The sequence below is a fragment of the Pararhizobium capsulatum DSM 1112 genome (genome assembly GCF_030814475.1).
Lineage (GTDB): Bacteria > Pseudomonadota > Alphaproteobacteria > Rhizobiales > Rhizobiaceae > Pararhizobium > Pararhizobium capsulatum.
In genome coordinates, this window is the sequence record NZ_JAUSVF010000001.1 from 141,377 (window position 1) to 160,461 (window position 19,085).

At 60.1% G+C, this 19,085-nt stretch carries 21 protein-coding genes and 1 pseudogene; 5 read left to right on the top strand and 17 right to left on the bottom strand.

What is annotated here, in order from left to right:
* Positions 1-11: 11 nt before the first annotated feature.
* Entirely contained in the window at positions 12-695 is a 684-nt protein-coding gene (locus tag QO002_RS00670; protein ID WP_307225679.1) for a response regulator transcription factor, read from the bottom strand.
* A gap of 144 nt (positions 696-839) precedes the next feature.
* On the opposite strand from QO002_RS00670, the gene QO002_RS00675 reads away from it, so the two are divergent.
* Positions 840-1,394, top strand: coding sequence for a L,D-transpeptidase family protein (locus QO002_RS00675; protein ID WP_307225681.1), 555 nt, complete (start codon positions 840-842; stop codon positions 1,392-1,394).
* 67 nt (positions 1,395-1,461) lie between these two features.
* Here the strand turns inward: QO002_RS00675 and leuC are convergent, their stop codons facing one another.
* From leuC to QO002_RS00700, 5 genes and pseudogenes are all read right to left on the bottom strand, one after another.
* On the bottom strand, positions 1,462-2,871 hold the full coding sequence (gene leuC / locus QO002_RS00680) for a 3-isopropylmalate dehydratase large subunit (RefSeq protein ID WP_307225683.1): 1,410 nt from the start codon (positions 2,869-2,871) through the stop codon (positions 1,462-1,464).
* Between the two features lie 268 nt (positions 2,872-3,139).
* A pseudogene (locus tag QO002_RS00685) lies at positions 3,140-3,208 on the bottom strand (BA14K family protein); the annotation flags it as partial.
* Positions 3,209-3,736: a BA14K family protein gene (locus QO002_RS00690; protein ID WP_307225685.1), complete on the bottom strand. Its 528-nt coding sequence runs from the start codon at positions 3,734-3,736 to the stop codon at positions 3,209-3,211.
* Positions 3,737-3,814: 78 nt separating this feature from the next.
* On the bottom strand, positions 3,815-4,630 hold the full coding sequence (locus QO002_RS00695; RefSeq protein ID WP_307225688.1) for an amino acid ABC transporter permease: 816 nt from the start codon (positions 4,628-4,630) through the stop codon (positions 3,815-3,817).
* A gap of 10 nt (positions 4,631-4,640) precedes the next feature.
* Positions 4,641-5,438 (bottom strand): basic amino acid ABC transporter substrate-binding protein, encoded by a 798-nt coding sequence (locus QO002_RS00700; protein WP_307225690.1) that lies wholly within the window; start codon positions 5,436-5,438, stop codon positions 4,641-4,643.
* Between the two features lie 315 nt (positions 5,439-5,753).
* Between QO002_RS00700 and QO002_RS00705 the strand changes: the two genes are divergently transcribed.
* The gene (locus tag QO002_RS00705; RefSeq protein ID WP_307225692.1) at positions 5,754-6,086 is read left to right on the top strand and encodes a hypothetical protein; all 333 of its coding nucleotides are present in this window, start codon (positions 5,754-5,756) and stop codon (positions 6,084-6,086) included.
* Positions 6,076-7,026 carry a zeta toxin family protein gene (locus QO002_RS00710; RefSeq protein WP_307225694.1) on the top strand — a complete coding sequence of 317 codons (951 nt, stop codon included), beginning with the start codon at positions 6,076-6,078 and terminating at the stop codon, positions 7,024-7,026. Before QO002_RS00705 ends, QO002_RS00710 begins: the two co-directional genes overlap by 11 nt.
* A gap of 619 nt (positions 7,027-7,645) precedes the next feature.
* On the opposite strand, the gene rplS is transcribed toward QO002_RS00710, so the two are convergent.
* On the bottom strand, positions 7,646-8,203 hold the full coding sequence (gene rplS / locus QO002_RS00715; RefSeq protein ID WP_307225696.1) for a 50S ribosomal protein L19: 558 nt from the start codon (positions 8,201-8,203) through the stop codon (positions 7,646-7,648).
* 291 nt (positions 8,204-8,494) lie between these two features.
* Between rplS and QO002_RS00720 the strand changes: the two genes are divergently transcribed.
* Positions 8,495-9,241 carry a sulfite exporter TauE/SafE family protein gene (locus tag QO002_RS00720; protein WP_307225698.1) on the top strand — a complete coding sequence of 249 codons (747 nt, stop codon included), beginning with the start codon at positions 8,495-8,497 and terminating at the stop codon, positions 9,239-9,241.
* On the opposite strand, the gene trmD is transcribed toward QO002_RS00720, so the two are convergent.
* The 5 genes from trmD to ffh all read right to left on the bottom strand — a co-directional run bounded on the left by trmD (position 9,223) and on the right by ffh (position 12,893).
* Positions 9,223-9,915: a tRNA (guanosine(37)-N1)-methyltransferase TrmD gene (gene trmD / locus QO002_RS00725; RefSeq protein WP_307225700.1), complete on the bottom strand. Its 693-nt coding sequence runs from the start codon at positions 9,913-9,915 to the stop codon at positions 9,223-9,225. The genes QO002_RS00720 and trmD overlap by 19 nt on opposite strands.
* 9 nt (positions 9,916-9,924) lie before the next feature.
* Positions 9,925-10,488, bottom strand: a complete 564-nt coding sequence (gene rimM / locus QO002_RS00730; protein ID WP_307225702.1) for a ribosome maturation factor RimM — start codon at positions 10,486-10,488, stop codon at positions 9,925-9,927.
* A 93-nt stretch (positions 10,489-10,581) separates the two neighbouring features.
* Positions 10,582-10,944, bottom strand: coding sequence for a 30S ribosomal protein S16 (gene rpsP / locus QO002_RS00735; RefSeq protein WP_307225704.1), 363 nt, complete (start codon positions 10,942-10,944; stop codon positions 10,582-10,584).
* Between the two features lie 64 nt (positions 10,945-11,008).
* Positions 11,009-11,311 carry a chorismate mutase gene (locus QO002_RS00740; RefSeq protein WP_307225706.1) on the bottom strand — a complete coding sequence of 101 codons (303 nt, stop codon included), beginning with the start codon at positions 11,309-11,311 and terminating at the stop codon, positions 11,009-11,011.
* 16 nt (positions 11,312-11,327) lie between these two features.
* Entirely contained in the window at positions 11,328-12,893 is a 1,566-nt protein-coding gene (ffh, locus tag QO002_RS00745; RefSeq protein ID WP_307225709.1) for a signal recognition particle protein, read from the bottom strand.
* 331 nt (positions 12,894-13,224) lie between these two features.
* On the opposite strand from ffh, the gene QO002_RS00750 reads away from it, so the two are divergent.
* Positions 13,225-13,869, top strand: a complete 645-nt coding sequence (locus tag QO002_RS00750; RefSeq protein ID WP_307225711.1) for a LysE family translocator — start codon at positions 13,225-13,227, stop codon at positions 13,867-13,869.
* Positions 13,870-13,904: 35 nt separating this feature from the next.
* On the opposite strand, the gene QO002_RS00755 is transcribed toward QO002_RS00750, so the two are convergent.
* The 5 genes from QO002_RS00755 to QO002_RS00775 all read right to left on the bottom strand — a co-directional run bounded on the left by QO002_RS00755 (position 13,905) and on the right by QO002_RS00775 (position 18,735).
* Positions 13,905-14,699, bottom strand: coding sequence for an ABC transporter ATP-binding protein (locus tag QO002_RS00755; protein WP_307225713.1), 795 nt, complete (start codon positions 14,697-14,699; stop codon positions 13,905-13,907).
* Positions 14,696-15,574 carry an ABC transporter permease gene (locus QO002_RS00760; protein ID WP_307225715.1) on the bottom strand — a complete coding sequence of 293 codons (879 nt, stop codon included), beginning with the start codon at positions 15,572-15,574 and terminating at the stop codon, positions 14,696-14,698. The genes QO002_RS00755 and QO002_RS00760 overlap by 4 nt, the downstream gene beginning before the upstream one ends.
* 112 nt (positions 15,575-15,686) lie before the next feature.
* A complete protein-coding gene (locus QO002_RS00765) occupies positions 15,687-16,640 on the bottom strand; it encodes an ABC transporter substrate-binding protein (RefSeq protein WP_307225717.1) in 954 nt (317 codons plus the stop codon).
* Positions 16,641-16,732: 92 nt separating this feature from the next.
* Positions 16,733-17,968 (bottom strand): dual-specificity RNA methyltransferase RlmN, encoded by a 1,236-nt coding sequence (gene rlmN / locus QO002_RS00770; protein WP_307225719.1) that lies wholly within the window; start codon positions 17,966-17,968, stop codon positions 16,733-16,735.
* A 263-nt stretch (positions 17,969-18,231) separates the two neighbouring features.
* Positions 18,232-18,735, bottom strand: coding sequence for an invasion associated locus B family protein (locus tag QO002_RS00775; RefSeq protein ID WP_307225721.1), 504 nt, complete (start codon positions 18,733-18,735; stop codon positions 18,232-18,234).
* Between the last annotated feature and the right edge of the window lie 350 nt (positions 18,736-19,085).

Below are 19,085 nucleotides of genomic sequence, written 5' to 3' on the forward strand. Positions count from 1 at the left end.
CAACCCTTGTATTACGGTACGATCTTGTAGCCACCATTCTCTGTCACCAAAATCTCCGCATTGGAAGGGTCGCGTTCGATTTTCTGGCGCAGACGATAAACGTGGGTTTCGAGCGTATGGGTAGTGACGCCGGAATTGTAGCCCCAGACTTCCTCGAGCAGGACATCACGCGTAACGACCTTCTGGTCCGCCCGGTAGAGGTAACGGATGATCGCCGCTTCCTTTTCCGTGAGCCGGATCTTCTGGCCGTTTTCGAGCGTGAGCAGCTTCTGCCCCGGCTTGAAGGTGTAGGGGCCGACCGTGAAGGTCGCATCCTCGCTCTGCTCATGCTGGCGCAGCTGGGCGCGGATGCGGGCGAGCAGCACGGCAAAGCGGAAGGGCTTGGTCACATAATCATTAGCCCCGGCCTCAAGACCCAGGATCGTATCCGAATCGGTATCATGGCCGGTCAGCATGATGATCGGCGACTTGAACCCGCCCTTTCGCAGCAGTTTCACCGCCTCGCGACCGTCCATGTCCGGCAGGCCGACGTCCATCACCAACAGCGCCACAGGCTGGCTGCGCGCCGTCTGCATGCCCTTGGTCGCCGTCGGCTCCTGAAGGATGGTGAACTCATCATAGAGCGAAAGCTGCTCGACCAGCGTTTCACGCAGATCGTTATCATCATCGACGAGAAGAATGGTACGAGCCGACATGCCGATGCTCCTGTTGCTTCCGGTCTGAAACTAGCTCACCTGCTGCATTTGGCAAGCAATGGTAGCCTTCACCCGTTTGTTACATCATGTGACGTGCTATGGTGAGCTTTGCTATCACGGGCAACGCAAAAATCTGTGAGTAAAATGCGCGTCAAAGTCAGTCCTCTTCCGCGACCTGCCCGAACGATCACCGTACGCCGCAAACCAGGCCATCCAACTCGCGCTCTTCTTGCCTTCGCCGGCCGTACCGAAGAAGCCGCCATAGGCCGCGGTGGCATGTCATCGCGCAAGCGCGAAGGCGATGGCGCAACGCCGATCGCATCCATGCGGCTGGTGGGCGGCTATGTCAGACACGACACGCGCATGGCCAAGCTGCACACCCGGCTGCCGCTTCGTTTCACGCCGCAGGATCTGCTCTGGTGCGACGAACCGCGCCACGCGCTCTACAATCGCCCGGTATCGGCACCCTTCAGGCCAAGTCACGAAAAGATGCGCCGCGAGGACGGCCTCTACGATATCTGCATCATCATGGACTGGAACTTGCGCCAACGGAAGCGTTTCGGCGGCTCGGCCATTTTCTTCCATATCGCCAAACCCGGCTATCCGCCAACGGAAGGTTGCGTGGCCATCAGCCTGCCTGCGATGCAACGACTTCTCGCTTTCCTCGGACGGGATACGATTTTGCGCGTGCTGCCGTGACTCAATAAAAAGGGGCGCCAAGCGCGCCCCAAAAAGAGCCGCATCGTGCGGCGGGGAAGCAAGATACTTACTGCCAATCGCGAATATCGACGAAGTGACCCGAGACGGCAGCAGCCGCAGCCATGGCGGGCGACACGAGATGCGTACGGCCCTTGAAGCCCTGACGGCCTTCGAAGTTGCGGTTCGAAGTCGAGGCGCAACGCTCGCCCGGCTTCAGGCGGTCGTCGTTCATGGCAAGGCACATCGAGCAGCCCGGCTCACGCCAGTCAAAGCCGGCCGCCTTGAAGATCACATCAAGACCTTCGGCTTCCGCCTGCTCCTTCACGAGACCGGAACCCGGCACGATCATGGCAGAGACGGTGGACGCAACAGTCTTGCCCTCTACCACCTTGGCGACTTCACGCAGGTCTTCGATGCGGCCGTTTGTGCAGGAACCGATGAACACACGATCAACCGCGATGTCGGTGATCTTGGTGCCCGGCTTCAGGCCCATATAATCCAGCGCCCGCCACTTGGAGGCGCGCTTGTTCTCGTCCTGAATCTCGTCCGGGTTTGGAACGATGCCCTGAACGGAGATTACGTCTTCCGGCGAGGAGCCCCAGGAAACGATCGGCGGCAGCTTGGACGCGTCGAGGACGACGACGCGGTCGAAATGCGCGCCTTCTTCGGTGTTGAGCGTCTTCCAGTAGGAAACCGCCTGCTCAAGGGCTTCGCCCTGCGGCGCTCGCGGCTTGCCCTTGATATATTCGAAGGTCTTTTCATCCGGCGCGATCAGGCCCGCGCGGGCGCCACCTTCAATCGTCATGTTGCAGATGGTCATCCGGCCTTCCATCGACAGCGAGCGGATGGCTTCGCCGGCAAATTCGATGACGTGGCCGGTGCCACCGGCCGTGCCGATCTCGCCGATAATGGCAAGGATGATGTCCTTGGCGGTAACGCCTTCCGGCAGTTGGCCATCGACACGCACCAGCATGTTCTTGGCCTTCTTCTGGATCAGCGTCTGGGTCGCGAGCACATGTTCGACCTCGGACGTGCCGATACCATGCGCCAGCGCGCCGAACGCGCCGTGCGTGGACGTGTGGCTATCGCCGCAGACGATTGTCATGCCCGGCAGGGTAAAGCCCTGCTCCGGCCCGACGATGTGGACGATGCCCTGGCGCTTGTCGCTGGCCGAATAATATTCGACGCCGAACTCAGCCGCGTTCTGAGCAAGCGCCTCGACTTGGATGCGGCTTTCCTCGTTCTTGATGCCGAGATGGCGATCCGGCGAGGTCGGCACGTTGTGATCGACGACGGCAAGCGTCTTTTGCGGAGCACGCACCTGGCGGTTCGCCATGCGCAGGCCTTCGAACGCCTGCGGGCTCGTCACTTCGTGAACGAGATGGCGATCGATATAGAGAAGACAGGTTCCGTCTTCCTGCTGATTGACGACGTGATCGTCCCAGATTTTGTCGTAGAGGGTCCGTGGTGCGCTCATGGCTTTGCATCCGATGTGAAGAAAAAGATCAGGAAAATCTCCGGCAAGAGGCACCGGCAGCCGGTCGGGTTCACCCCGACGGTCAGATAAGTCGGCTGCTAAGGGCGCCGAAAACGCACGCAAAAAACCGTGCCGGCAGACGCTTGTGGTCCTGCAGCACGACGATTTTCCGCTCGTAACATCCGAATTTGGATTCCATGAGCGCGATATAGCAATTTCCGAGGGTTTCGGCAATACGGTCCGGAAGCGACGTGCGCTCCCGTCAGGATCAATAGGAGTGCGCCACACAGACCCGCCGCGGCCCCGAGAACGGCTGGTAGGTGTTGTCAGATGCGCGTTAGGAGCGATACTGCAGCCTGCACCAGGTGTTGGCGTCGAGTTCCGCTGCCTCCTGCGCTTCAACCTGATAGGTGATAGCTTCTGGCGCCTCTACGGCCTCGACACCTGCGGACGCGCCGCCATAGGGAGATTCGCATGTGCGGCGTGGGCTGCCATAGGGTTGGTAGGTGTTGTCACTGGGCTGATACGAGCGATACCGCGCCATGCACCAGTCGGTATGGGCTGGGTTTGCTGCGGTGGCAATGATTGTCGAAATCTGCGTGGCGCCACCAGTATCTGCGCTGGCGTCTGCAACGACCGCATCCGCCGGACTGGTCGGGTTACGGCCGAACCGCGCCTCGACCTGGCTCAGCGTCATGTTACCCCGGTCGAGGTAGGTCGGCTCGGATTTCCAAAGCGGCTCGCCGATATGACGAAACGCGTGCGGCTCATCATCGTCGATGAAGGTTGATGCCGCATAGGTAACGGACAGGAAGGACAGCGCGGCAAACGCTGTACCCGAAAGAAGCAGAAAAGCGGATTTCATCAGTCATCTCCCGGTTATCCCGTTGGGAGGATGAATGCCGAAGCCGTGAACTGGTTCCCTGGATTTTGACAAAAAAGGCTACTTGAGCGTGTTTCTCCGCAAACGCTGCTCCAGTGCCCTCAAAGCCAGCGACAGCCCGATCGTCAGGAAGAGATAGATATAGGCAACAATCGAATAGGTTTCGAAGAAGCGGAACGAGCCGGACGCATAGACCTTCCCCATCTGGGTGATATCGGCGACGCCGAGCACCGAGACAAGGGATGAATCCTTGACCATGGCAACGAAATCATTGCCGAGCGGCGGCAGGATGACGCGGACCGCCTGCGGAAAGATAACGAGCCGAAACCGCTGGTATCGTGACAGCCCAAGTGCCTTGGCCGCTTCCACCTGTCCCTTGTCGACCGACTGGATGCCGGCGCGAAAAACCTCGGCGATGAAAGCCGAATAGCCGATCATCAGCGCAAGGATCGCCCGCCACATCAGCGATAGGTCGCGCACCAGCATCGGCTCCATCACGCCAGACGATATGAGCGGCGAGCAGATGGCATTGATCAGCCAGACAAGGCCAGGCGCTCCGACAAAGGCGATATAGAAAAGCAGCACCAGGATCGGAACGCCGCGGATCACCTCGGTATAGAACCGCGCAACCTGCCGCAGCAGCTTGCTTTCGCTCAGCGCCATCAATGCCGCGGCAAGACCGAGCACGGTCGCAAGCACAAACCCGACGAGGGTGACGAAGACGGTGACACCGATCCCGGCGGCGGCGACCTTGAAGACCTGCGAATAGAGATCATTGGTAATAATGACCACGGCGATGCCAGCCGCGATCACGGCAAGGGCGACCAGCCACCAGGGATAGTCGCCCTTTTCAGAGTGTGAAGGAGCAGGCGTCATGTCAGGACGATCATTGGCCCATCTTGTAATCGACGAACCACTTCTGGTTCAGCTTGTCGAGCGTGCCATCGGCCTTCAAGGCGGCGATCGCAGCGTTGACGGGCGCGACAAGATCGGAGCCCTTCTTGAAGATGAAGCCGAAATCTTCCGTGCCGAGCGGACCGCCGACGACCTTGAGGCCGCCGCCGGAGGCATCGACATAGCCTTCGGCGGCCACGCTGTCGGTCAAGACCGTATCGACATCGCCTGCCTTGAGCGCCTGCACGGTCGCGCCAAAGGTCTCGAACAGCTTGATACGCGGGTTCTGCTCGTTGCCATCGAGGATTTCATAAACGGCGGTGTAGAACGGCGACGTGCCGGGCTGAGCGCCGACAAGGCCATCCTCGACCGCGGCGAAGCTCTTGGCGTCGGTAAAGCGGCTCTCATCGCCGCGCACCAGCATGAATTGCTGCGACCGCATATAGGGGTCGGAGAAATCGACCTTCTCCTTGCGATCGTCCTTGATGGTGATGCCGGTCATGCCGATGTCATACTGACCGTCCGAAACCGCCTGGATCATCGCATCCCAGCTGGTGTTCTGGATTTCCAGCTTGAAGTTCAGCCGCTTGGCGATTTCGGTCATCGCGTCATATTCCCAGCCGATCGCCTGGCCGCTCTTCGGATCGACGAACTGCAGCGGTGGGTAGGCGTTCTCGGTCACGACAACGACAGTCTTTCCACCGAGATCCGGCAGATCTGCGGCAAATGTCGCTAGGGGCGAAAGAACGAGGGCGGTCAGCCCGGCGAGAACAATGCGGCGGGAAAGCATGGAGAACTCCTGAATTGTGGCAGCCGGAAACTGTCACATCTTCGAAGGCGCTGGCAAGGGCGCTTTTGCCGGTTGGGTACTGGCCAAGGAAAATGCTTTTCCGCAAGCCCGCCCGCAAGCTTGGGAGCTCGCTGCTTCATGGACCGGCTTCCCTGGTCGAGATCGGAGAAATCGACTTCGCACGGCAGGTTTCAAAAGCGCTAGGATGCAAGCCGTCCGAAGTATGCGTTTGCGGTATGGCGGTATATAAATCCCGCCCGATTGAAAACCTAACCAGATGGTCCACTCTGAACGCGCCTAGCTCAGGAGGGTGGAATGTCGATTGACCAGCGTTTCGGCAGGGAACTCGGCCTCGGTGGCCGGTATGCGGATGAGCAGGCCTTTCAGATCGTCAACGATGCGCATCACCGCTTTCTCGTGCTGACATCCCGTTTGATCGATCTTGAATATGGCCCTCACGGGGATGCCGTCACAGCCAATTCCCTATGGCCCGAAATTGACAAGCAGAACAGCGATCTCGCCGAAGCGCTTTCGACCATGGGGGGCAATGCTGTCCGTGCTGCAGCGTTGCTGGAAGACATGACCAGGCTCAATGAACGGGTTGACGCCCTTGTCGCTGCCATCGGGGGGCTCTCCGATGAACTTTGACCATGTACAATCCACCGGTCCGCTCAGGATGTCTCCGGGGGAGATGAAAAATGTCTTTGAAAAGAGGGTCGTACGGGACTTTGACGCCACCGGACCTCCCAACAGAGATCCGACCTTCGTCATGGTTGGAGGCGCACAGGGCAGTGGCAAGAGCACGACGATCTGGCAAGCGGAAACCGAACTATCGGGTACGACGCAGAAAATCATTCCTGACAACGGCGCTGCCTGGGTCCGTGGCTACGATAAACTGGCGCGCGTCATGCCTGCCGATGCTTTCAAGTATGCACGCGAAGCCGGCGCGGGTTCTTTTGGTGCCGCGCTTGCGAGCCGAGCACGTAAAATGAAAGCGCACATTATCCTGGAGCGTGCTCCTCCGCTTGACGTTGCGGAAGACAGCGCTTTCTACCGAAGGCAGGGATATCGTACTGAACTGCATGTTATTGCCACGCCGCGCAGTCAAAGCTTGACGGGTGTGTTCGGCCGCGTTGAGAAGGCGCTACGTGATGATGGCCATATCGGCACGAATGTGGTCGTTTCGCGCAGCACGCATGATGAAGCCTATGCCGGCTGGGCTCGGGTTGTTTTTGATACCGAACAACAAAAGCAATTTGATCGTATCGTGATCAAGCAACGGGATGGAACGGTCCTGCACGACAACGAGTTGATCCGGCGAAGGGACGGAAGGATCGCCTGGAAGAATGCTCCGGTTGCGCTTGAGGCTCTGCTTTCCTCGAGGCACAGAGCGATTGGCGGTAGCGAAGCTGCCGAAATGAACAAGACCTGGAAGCGGATCGTGAAAAGCCGCCACATGAAATCTGACCCCTACCTGAGAAGTTTGCCGTTGAAAGACTACCGGGACGAGATGAGATATGCCGTTGAAAGACCCGGCAGTCGGGTCATTGTCGAAAATGATCTGGTTTTACCCGAGACAGTTCAGTAAGGCAGTTTGGCAGGTCGGACGAGTTCGATAATCGAATAAAAGCGTATGGCGAGACATTGATTACGGCAGCGAGTAAAAATATGCAGCCGTTAATGCGCACCGGCAGATTAAAAACGAACCGTCCCGAATGCTGGAAGGCCCGATATCCGACGCCGGCCAGGCGAAGCACTCTCGAATAAGAGCGTATGGCGGGAGATTGATTGCGGCGGTCAGTGAAAAATACGCCGCTGCACGCCGGCAAACTGAAAAGGCCCCCTCTCAGACACCGGAAGCGGATCCGAACGTTGCTTCACGCGGAGTAAAGGATAAGCGTGATCAACTGGATAACGAAAACACTTCCAGGCTGCAGGCGCCTTACAACCTGACACCCGACGCCACTCGAGCGATACGCCCCAAACCGGTGCGTCCCGCGCTGGACAACCGTCAGCGAGACTTCGGCCGCTAGAGTTTGTCAGGGAAAAGTGGAAACCGGAGAATATGGAGCATGTCTCGCAAACGTGTGCGACGGCTCTGCGCGCTTGACGTATTGTTGCGACCTGCAAATCGATCGCCGGATCATCTCCGGCGATCGATAGTGATGTGAACGGCCAAACCAGAGGGTTCAGCTATCGTCCAAAACTTATTCCGCTGCCGGTTCTGCTGCGGCAGCTGCTGCCGCTTCTTCAGCGGCCTTGGCTGCTGCAGCTTCTGCTGCTGCGGCTTCGGCGGCTGCCTTTTCGGCGGCCAGAGCCTGGGCTGCTGCAACCTTTTCAGCTTCCAGACGTGCCTTTTCTTCGGCAACGGCCTGACGCTCGGCGTCGTTCAGCTTGCGGGCGCGAACGCCGGTGTCTTCGACGATACGAGCCGACTTGCCGCGGCGATCGCGCAGGTAGTAGAGCTTGGCGCGACGGACCTTACCGCGGCGAACGACTTCGACGCTTTCGACGAGCGGCGAGTAAACCGGGAATACGCGCTCGACGCCTTCGCCGTAGGAAATCTTGCGAACGGTGAAGCTTTCATTGATGCCGCCGCCGGAACGGGCGATGCAAACGCCTTCATAGGCCTGTACGCGGGTACGGGTACCTTCCGTCACGCGGACGTTGACGCGCAGCGTGTCGCCAGCGGAAAATTCCGGCAGGGTACGCTTGGCTTCGATCTTGGCGGCCTGTTCGGCCTCGAGCTGCTGGATGATGTTCATTGTCTAACCTTCTCAAGTTTTTCTAAAACAGCCAGAGCGCTCATTTTTGACTTTTTGGGCATGCCGCCAAGTGTTGCCTCCTCGGAAAGGAGGCAGGAGCGAATTCACTATTCTTTGGTTTCCGGTCGACGGGAGAGTCCCGAGCCGGACGCGCGAATACACCATATGCCGGCACTTGTCACCCCCGAGGCCATATTTTCTGGCGTCGGACAGGGCTGAATTGCCGCTTTCTCAAGGCTTGCCGCCCCAACCCTGGCAGGTTATGTCCTGACATCGCTCGGGAGGAGCCTTATGACAATCAGCACCGCCATCCTGCTTTTTCTGGCAGGCTTCCTGTCGAGCGCCGTCAATGCGATTGCGGGCGGCGGTACTTTCCTGACCTTCGGCGCGATGACGCTTGCCGGCTTGCCGCCGATCGTCGCCAATGCCACGTCCTCGATCGTGCAGTTCCCCGGATACGTCACCTCTGCATTGGCGTATGCGAAGGAAATCCGAAAGGATACTCGCGAGGTGATCCTGCTCGGTATCATTTCCGCCATCGGCGGGCTCGCCGGCGCGCTGATTCTTCTGTCGCTTTCCAACCCTTCATTTCGGGCAATGGTGCCGTGGCTGTTGATCGCCGCGACCACCATCTTCGCCGCTGGCCCCTTGCTGCGACCGACCCGCAACATGGAGGGCGCTCCCATCGGGATGGGCGGCATAATCGGGCAGTTCGTCACTTCCATTTACGGCGGGTTCTTCGGGGCCGGCATGGGCATCATGATGCTGGCCGTACTCGGGCTCTCGACCGGCGGCGACTACCACCGTGTCAATGCGCTGAAGAATTTTTTGGCCATGGTGATCGCCGGCATCGCCATCGTGGTTTTCGCCAGCGGCAATGTAGTGGGCTGGCTGCATGCCGCCGTGATGATCCCCGGTGGGGCGCTCGGCGGCTATGCCGGCGTCTGGCTCGCCCGCCGCGTGCCGCTCGTCATCATCAGAAGCTTCGTCGTCGCAGTCGGGTTGCTGCTCGCCGTCTATTATTTCGTAACAGGCTGATTGAGCAGATCGGGACGTCGTTCAGCCGTCAGCTTCTCGGCCTCGCCCCGGCGCCATTTTTCAATCGCGCCATGATTGCCCGAGGTCAGTACGGCTGGAATTTCGGTACCTTCGAAAACCTGCGGGCGTGTGTAATGCGGATGTTCCAGCAGCCCACCCTCAAAACTTTCATAGACGCCTGAAAGCGCATTACCCATAACGCCGGGCAGGATGCGCACGATGGCATCGAGCAGGATCATCGCCGCAGGCTCGCCGCCCGAAAGGATGTAGTCGCCGATCGAGACTTCCTGAAGGCCACGCCCATCGATCACCCGCTGGTCGACACCCTCGAAACGGCCGCAGACGATGATCACACCGGGGCCATCAGCGAGTTCGCGAACACGCTCCTGCGTCAACGGCCGGCCGCGCGGGCTCATCAGGAGGCGCGGCCGCTCATCACCGGCCGAAACATGATCGATGGCACGCGCCAGCACGTCCGGCTTCAGCACCATCCCGGCGCCACCACCAGCAGGCGTATCGTCGACGGTGCGGTGCTTGTCTTCGGCAAAATCCCTGATCTGCACGGCATCAACGGCCCATTGCCCGCGCTCCAGCGCCTTGCCGGAGAGAGAATGACCGAGATGGCCGGGAAACATCTCCGGATAAAGCGTCAGAACTGTCGCGCGAAAACTCATCGCGTGGCCTTACTTGCCCTTGGGGTGGAACTGGGCGGAAGGATCTTCGTCCTTGTCATCGACAAGACCGGCGGCAAGCGGATCGACCAGCATCGTGCCTGCTTCCAGATCGATTTCGAGCACTGACCATTCGGAGAAGGGGATCAGAACCGGACGGCGGCCCGGGCCTTTCAGTTCCAGCAGATCACCCGCGCCGAAATCGAAGACGCCGGTGACTGTGCCGTAGCTTTTGCCTTCGGCATCCCGTGCCTCGAGGCCTTCGAGATCGGCATAGAAGAATTCGTCCTCGTCGAGATCGTCATCCGGCAGGTTGTCGCGCTCGACGAAAAGCTCAAGGCCGTTCAACGCCTCGGCGGCATTGCGGTCATTGATGCCACGGAAACGGACGATCACGACATTCTTGGCCTCGCGCACTTCCAGCACTTCGAAGACACGGCCGTCTTCGCTGTAGAGATTGCCGTAGTCACCGACGGCCGTGGCTTCCGCCGCGAAGGATTTGACGCGCACTTCGCCGCGCAAGCCCTGGGCTCCGCCGATCGTCCCCATCAGGACAGGATTTTTAAGTTTGCTCATGCGCCTTCAGCCTTCGAGAACCTGCGATGCCAATAAACGAAAACGGGCGGCATGAAAACGCCGCCCGTCTCGAAATCCTGCAGTCGTGACTGCTTATTCAGCAGCGGCAGCTGCTGCGTCTTCAGCCTTCTGCTTGGCTTCGGCAGCGCGTTCCTGCGCCTTCTTGCCCGGCAGACCCTTGGTCAGGTTGGAGCGGGCGTCGCGCTTCGCGAGGCCGGCTTCGTTGAGGAAGCGCAGAACGCGGTCGGTCGGCAGCGCGCCGTTTGCCATCCAATGCTGGATGCGCTCGTTGTTCAGCTCAACGCGCTTTGCGTCGTCCTTGGCGAGCATCGGGTTCCAGGAACCGACCTTCTCGATGAAGCGGCCGTCACGCGGGCTGCGCACGTCAGCAACGACGATCTGGTAGAACGGGCGCTTCTTGGAACCACCGCGGGCGAGACGAATTTTCAGTGCCATGTCATGTACTCCTTGAGATAGTGTCTTAACCGCTCTGCGAGCGGTCTTATTTTCAGTTTTTCCGTCAATCCTTGAGATCGGCGGCGATTGCTTCATGATGCCGGATGACTTCCTTGATGATGAAGTTCAAGAACTTCTCGGCGAAATCCGGGTCCAGATTGGCAGCCTTCGCCAAATGGCGGAGGCGTTCGATCTGGTATTCCTCGCGCGCCGGATCGGCCGGCGGCAAACTGTATTTGGCCTTCAGGACGCCCACTGCCTGGGTGCAGCGAAACCGTTCGGCCAGCATGTGGACCAGTGCGGCATCAATGTTGTCGATCGATTGCCGATAGCCCGAGAGTTCCTGTTTCACAGCAGGATCAATCATTCCGTGTCCCCGTCCCTTACTTCTTTTTCGGCAGGCCGGGCAGACCCGGGAAACCACCGCCAGCCAAACCCGGCAGCTTGCCGAGGCCGGGCAATCCGCCCCCACCGAGGCCCGGCATTCCCTTGCCGAGGCCCGCAGCTTCGGCCTGCTTCTGCAGGGCTTCCAGCTGCTTCGGGTCCATCTTCGACAGATCGGGCATACCGCCCATTCCGCCGCCCATGGCACCAAGACCCATCTTGCCGGCAAGGCCGCCCATCATCTGCTTCATCATGCCGCCACCCTTCTTGCCGCCCATCATTTTCATCATGTCGGCCATCTGGCGGTGCATTTTCAGGAGCTTGTTGATGTCGGCCGCATCGGTGCCGGAGCCGGCCGCGATGCGTTTCTTGCGGGAATGCTTGAGGATATCGGGATTGGCGCGCTCAGCCTTGGTCATAGAGGAGATGATCGCGAGCTGGCGGCCAAACAGCCTGTCGTCGAGGCCGGCAGCGGCCATCTTGTCCTTCATGCCGGACATGCCGGGCATCATCCCCATGATGCCGCCCATGCCGCCCATCTTCTGCATCTGGCCCAACTGATCGGCGAGATCATTCAGGTCGAACTTGCCAGTCTTCATCTTGGCGGCCATGGCCGCCGCCTTCTCGGCATCGATGTTTTCGGCAGCCTTCTCGACCAGCGAGACGATGTCGCCCATGCCGAGGATACGGTCAGCGACACGGCGGGGATGGAATTCTTCCAGCTCCGACATCTTTTCGCCGACGCCGATCAGCTTGATCGGCTTGCCGGTGACGGCGCGCATCGAAAGCGCTGCACCGCCACGGCCATCGCCGTCCATGCGGGTCAAGACGAGGCCGGTGATACCGACGCGTTCGTCGAAATTGCGGGCGAGGTTGACGGCGTCCTGGCCGGTCAGCGCATCGGCGACCAGCAAGATTTCATGCGGGTTCGAGCGGCGCTTGATCTCGGCCATCTCGATCATGAGGGGCTCGTCGATATGGGTGCGGCCGGCGGTATCAAGGATGACGATGTCGTGGCCGCCAAGCTTTGCTGCCTGAACGGCGCGCGCCGCGATATCGGTCGGCGACTGGCCGGCGATAACAGGCAGCGTGTCGACGCCAGTCTGGGCGCCGAGCTGGCGAAGCTGTTCCTGCGCTGCCGGGCGACGCGTATCGAGCGACGCCATCAGGACCTTCTTCTTGTCCCGCGTCTTCATGCGAAGGGCGATCTTGCCCGTCGTCGTCGTCTTGCCCGAACCCTGCAGACCGACCATCATGATGACGACCGGAGCGGCAGCATTGAGATCGATCGGAACGCCTTCCGAGCCGAGCATGGCAACAAGCTCATCATGGACGAGCTTGACGACCATCTGGCCGGGCTTGATCGACTTCAGGATTTCGGCGCCGACTGCCTTCTCGCGAACCTTGTCGGTGAAGGAGCGGACGACTTCAAGCGCAACGTCGGCTTCCAGAAGCGCACGGCGAACCTCGCGCAGGGCAGCCGATACATCGGCTTCCGACAGCGCGCCACGGCCGGTCAATCCATTCAGGATTGACCCAAGGCGGTCCTGGAGACTTTCAAACATCGGCTCTTCCTTTTTGTTTCCGGGTTCCGGAAACGTGGTATCCGCAACTGTGAAAACAAGACGCAAAGTCAAAAGCACCCGAGGGCGCAACGCGCTGTCGGGTGTTGACCTCCGGGATCTCTTTATACCTTTGCGGGTCCCGGTCGGCGGCTTCAAGTTGTCACTTGTCAGCAGATTTCCGCGCATAAACAGGAAAGCCGCTGCAAAGTCAACCCAACGGCCTAAGAAAGCGGGGCTTGCGCCTTTGCAGGAGACTCCAAGGATATCGCTTCCGCCATGGAGATATGGTAGCACGCCGACATCATCGACGCTGCCGCGAAAGACTTGACCCATGGATTTCCTGCCCTCGCTCCCGACGCTTCTCGCCTTCACCGCAGCAACACTGCTGCTTGCGGCAACACCGGGTCCGGACATGACGCTTTCGATCAGCCGCGCGCTGTCGCAGGGCAAGGGTGCCGCCATGTTCGTCGTCGTCGGCACCAGCCTCGGCTGCCTCGTGCACACTCTGCTTGTCGCCTTCGGCATCTCGGCGCTGATCACGGCCTCGCCGACCGCCTTCATGATCCTGAAGACCGGTGGCGCTGCCTATCTCTTCTGGCTCGCGGTGCAAGCGATCCGCTACGGCTCGACGTTGACGGTAAAGAAGGAGAACGATGCCGGGGGAACTACTCCGCTGGCCAACATCTCGACGGGCCTTTGGGTCAACCTTCTGAACCCCAAGGTCATCATCTTCTTCATGACCTTCCTGCCGCAATTCGTCACCGCCCATGATCCGGCGGTTACGCAAAAACTGCTGTTCCTCGGCGTCTTCTTCATCGTCGCGGCAATGCCGGTCAACATCGCCGTCATCCTGACGGCCGACTGGCTGTCGGGCTGGTTGCAGCAGCGCAAGAGCGTACTGCGCACCATCGACTACGTATTTTCCGGCGTCTTCTCGATCTTTGCCGTCAAAATCCTGTTCACGCAGGCCCGCTGACATCGGTATGCGCTCCTGAACTGAATATCGACAGTCTAGCCGATCAGCAGCGCGTCGTCGTCCAGCGTCTGTCCGCGCATCTTGCGGAACATTGCGATGAGGTCTTCGACCTGCAGGTCCTTCCGGCTGTCTCCGGCAACATCGAGCACGACCTCGCCGCCATGGAGCATCACCGTGCGATGGCCGTAGTCCAGCGCCTGACGCATCGAGTGCGTGACCATCAGCGTCGTCAGCTTTCGTTCGGAGACGATCTTCTGCGTCAGACCCATGATGAACTCGGCCATGCCGGGATCGAGCGCCGCCGTATGTTCGTCGAGCAACAGAACCTCGGAGCCCGCAAGCGTCGCCATGACCAGAGAAACCGCCTGACGCTGGCCGCCGGAAAGCAGGTCCATCCGGTCCTGCATGCGGTTCTCAAGCCCAAGGTTGAGATCGGCGATGCGTTCGCGGAAATGCTCGCGGCGCTTAGGACCGAGAGCAGAGACCAGTCCGCGACGCTCGCCGCGGCGGGCGGCAAGGGCAAGGTTCTCCTCGATCGACAACGGGCCGCAGCTTCCTGTCAGCGGATCTTGAAAGACGCGGGCGACGAGGCCGGCGCGGCTTGCCGTCGTGCGGCGGGTAACATCGGTCGTGCCGATCAGTACCTGGCCTTCGCTGGCTAGCACGTCGCCGGCGAGAACACCGAGCAGCGTCGACTTGCCGGCACCGTTGGAGCCGATGACGGTGACGAAGGAACCTTGTTCGATCGTCAGGTTGACGCCGTTCAGGGCCTGCTTTTGCAGCGGGGTTCCGCGGCCGAAGACGACCTTGATATCCTTGAGCGAGATCATGCGGCACCTCCGCGGCGAAGACGGGGAAGGATGAGCGCAAATGTCACCAGCACGGCCGTCACGAAATTGAGGTCGGAGGCCTGCAGACCGAGAATGTCAGTCGAGAGCGCCAGCTGGATGGCGATGCGGTAAAGGATCGAGCCTACGACGCAGCCGATCAGCGCAATCAGGATGCCACGTGTGCCCAGCAGCGTTTCGCCGATGATGACGGCAGCAAGGCCGACGACGATGGTGCCGACGCCGGAGGTAACATCGGCAAAACCGTTGGTCTGGGCAAACAGCGCGCCGCCGAGCGCGACCAGTGCGTTGGAGATCGCGATACCCAGATAGATCTGCCGGTCGGTGTTGATGCCCTGCGCTCGCGACATGCGGGCATTGGCGCCGGTGGCGCGCATCGCAAGGCCGGCATCGCTTTCAAGGAAGCGCCAGACGAGGATGACGGCGAAGATCACCAGAACGCCGATGAAGAGCGGGCGGACGTAAAAATCCCTGAGACCATGGCCGTAAAACGGGCTCAGCATCGTATCGGCGTTAATCAGCGCGACATTCGGCTTGCCCATGACGCGCAGGTTGACGGAGAAGAGTGCGATCATTGTCAGGATCGAGGCGAGTAGATTGAGGATGCGAAACCGCACATTGAGCATCGCCGTCACCAGGCCGGCCGCAGCTCCGGCCATCATCGCGACCCCGGAGGCAAGCCACGGATTGACGCCCGCAATGATCAGCACGGCCGCCACGGCAGCACCCAGCGGAAACGAACCATCGACCGTCAGGTCCGGAAAATCCAAGACGCGGAAGGCAAGGAAAACGCCGAGCGCAACAAAGGCATAGACCAGCCCCAGCTCCACCGCACCCCATAAGGCAATCTGACTCAAGGCTCTCGCCCTTTCGTAAATCTCGCCCCGCCAGTTGCGGGACGCTGTCCATCACATAACACGAAACCGCCCCCGTCAGACGGCGGCGGCACTCAACCCCTGCAGGGAAAACTTATTCTACAACGCGGTTGGCGCGCTTCAGCACGCTTTCCGGGAAGGTCACGCCCATCTGGGCAGCGGCAGCCTTGTTGATCACGAGATCAGAACCCGCCGCAACGCGAACGGCGATATCGCCGGGGTTCTCACCCTTGAGGATGCGAACGACGACTTCGCCGGTCTGCTTGCCGACGTCGCGATAGTTGAAGCCGAGGGCTGCGAGCGAACCACGCGAAACAGAATCGGTATCGGCGGTGAAAAGCGGAAGCTTGGATTCCTCCGCAACGGCAATAGCACCTTCGAGAGCGGAAATGATCGTGTTGTCGGTCGGAACGTAGATCACATCGGCGCGGCCGACGAGCGCGCGGGCAGCGCCCTGCACTTCAGCCGACTTGGTAGCCGCGGATTCGACCACGGTCAGGCCGGCCTTTTCGGCTTCGGTCTTCAAGACCGCGAGCAGTGACACCGAGTTAGCTTCACCGGAATTGTAGAGATAGCCGATCGACTTGGCGGACGGTACGATTTCCTTGATTAGCGCCACATGCTCGGCAACCGGCGACATATCGGAAATGCCGGTGACGTTGCCACCGGGTTTTTCCATGTCGGTGACCAGCTGCGCGCCGAGCGGATCGGAAACGGCGGTGAAGACGACGGGGATATCGCGGGTGGAGGAAACAACAGCCTGCGCCGAGGGCGTGGAGATCGGAACAATAACGTTCGGACCTTCGCCGGCGAACTGGCGGGCAATCTGGGCAGCCGTTGCGGAGTTGCCCTGCGCCGACTCGTAGAGGAAGGTGAGGTTTTCGCCTTCCTTGTAGCCGGCTTCCGCCAGCGCATCCTTGACCCCGTCACGAACGGCATCAAGCGCCGGATGTTCGACGATGGCGGTCACGGCAACCGTGACATCATCGGCGCGAGCCGGCATGGAAAGGGCGACGGTCGCCGCAAGAGCGAGCAGAATGGAACGCATGAATGTCCTCCGTGATGATTTTTTAGGCGTTCTAGGAAAGCCCGCCCGTTAAATCAATCGCGGAATTGTCGCAGTCCCATCAAACTTCGTGATCAGTCGTCCGCGCCATGATTGGCGATCATCATGGCTTCGAAGGCCATGCGATCGACCTTGCGCATGCGCTCGGATTCCGACTTCAGCTGGCCGCAGGCGGCGAGGATGTCGCGGCCGCGTGGCGTGCGGATCGGCGAAGCATAGCCGGCCTGGTTGATGAAGTCGGCGAACTTCTCGATCTGCTCCCAGGAGGAACACTGGTAGTTCGTGCCCGGCCAGGGGTTGAAGGGGATCAGGTTGATCTTGGCGGGAATGCCCCGTAGCAGGCGCACCAATTCCTTCGCATCCGCCAGCGTGTCGTTGACGCCGTCGAGCATCACATATTCGAAGGTGATGCGGCGCGCATTCGACAGGCTCGGATAGGCGCGGCAGGCGTCGAGCAGTTCCTTCAGAGGATACTTCTTGTTGATCGGCACCAGCATGTCGCGCAGGTCGTCTCGCACGGCATGCAGCGAAATCGCCAGCATGACGCCGATTTCCTCGCCGGTGCGGTAGATTTCCGGCACGATACCGGAGGTCGAGAGCGTAACGCGGCGCTTGGACAGCGACAGGCCGTCGCCGTCGGTCGCGATCAAGAGCGCCTTCTTGACGCTTTCGAAGTTGTAGAGCGGCTCGCCCATGCCCATCATGACGACGTTCGTGACCTTGCGGCCTTCGGCGGGCACGATGGCTCCGGCCGGCGTGTCGCGATCCGGGAAGTCACCGAGGCGATCGCGGGCCAGAAGCAGCTGCGCCAGAATTTCTTCGGCCGTCAGGTTGCGCACCAGCTTCTGCGTGCCGGTGTGGCAGAAGGAACAGGTGAGCGTGCAGCCAACCTGACTGGAAATGCAGAGCGTGCCACGGCCTTCTTCCGGGATATAGACGGTTTCGATCTCCACCGGTCGGCCGGCACCGCGCGGCGGAAAGCGCAAGAGCCACTTGCGGGTGCCGTCGCTCGAAATCTGCTCGTCGACGATTTCCGGCCGGGCAATGGTGAAATGCCGGCGCAGGATTTCGCGCATGTCCTTCGAGATATTGGCCATGTGATCGAAATCGGACACGCCGCGCACATAGAGCCAGTGCCAGAGTTGGCTGACGCGCATCTTGACCTGACGCTCGGCAACGCCGACCTCAATCAGCGCCTTGCCCATCTCCTCACGCGAAAGGCCGATCAGCGTCGGCTTCTCCGACAGCAGAGCCGGGCGCACGGACGTAGAGATCGGGCGTTCCAGGTTGAGCGTTTCAGTTGCAGCCATTCCAGCCATTTCCCATCCTTGAGACAAGCACGATGCATTCGAGCGCTTCATGCGCCAGTCATGCGGTCGTGATGCTGATCAGAATTCATGGCCGCATCCGGGATCGAACCGATCCTCGCAGCCGTCTTTGGCGGCGCTTTAGCACGGTTTTTGCCGCGCGTCACCCTTATGCTCTTCACGGCAGCCCTGCAGCAACGCCATGACATCAAAAATCCCGCCGATCGAAAGACCGGCGGGATTTCTCAAACTGTTTCGCCCAACGCTTACTTGCAGGATTCGATCTGCTTCAGCGCTGCCGAAATGCCGGAGAGCGAATAGGAGTAGTTGGTGGCAGTGCCCTTGCGCGACTTGGCCGCAACAGACATCGCCTTGCCGTTCTTCATCGCGGCAACGAGCGCAGGCTCTTCAGCGGCGTTCTCCACCCAGGCGGAGTTGCCCTTGGTGAACATCACGAAGCTCTTGTCATCGATGGTCACCGTGACCTTGGAGTTTTCCTGCAGCGGATAGCCCATCATCGCCTGCGGCTCATAGGAAATATTCTGGCCGGGGCGCTGCGACACGAGGAAGAAGATATCGCCATGATCGACAGATGCTGGCGTCTTTTCCTTCGGAACGGAGAGCACGTAGCAGACCTTGCCGGCACCCGCCTGATAGGAATAGGCACCCCAGGCATTGAACTGCTGGATGCGCGTCGGCGACTGGGCCGAAGCCGCGCCGGCGCATGCCATTACGATTGCGAGTGCGGTGGTGAGCTTTCTTACAAACATCTTGTCCTGCCGGTTTCTTGCTAGCCAACGCCCGTTCAGCTTTTAAGCCGGGCAACGCATGATTAGATTTATTTTGACTTAATTCAGGTTACCAAACCGTCAACATCAGCCGAATTCGTCACCCCTTCGCTTTAATACGGAACAGATTGCGACGCAAATCGAGGTATCAAGGCCATTATTCGCCCACACCGGTGCAAAACCGCCGGCATGGCAAGGTGAAAGGATTAGGAGACGTTTCCGGGGAGAGATCACCGGACCGGAGCCCGCCGGTCTGTCCCGTACCTCCGATCTTGCGTAAAAGATCGGAAAAGCTTTTGGAAACGCGCCCAGCGCGCGTTTATGGGAGCAAG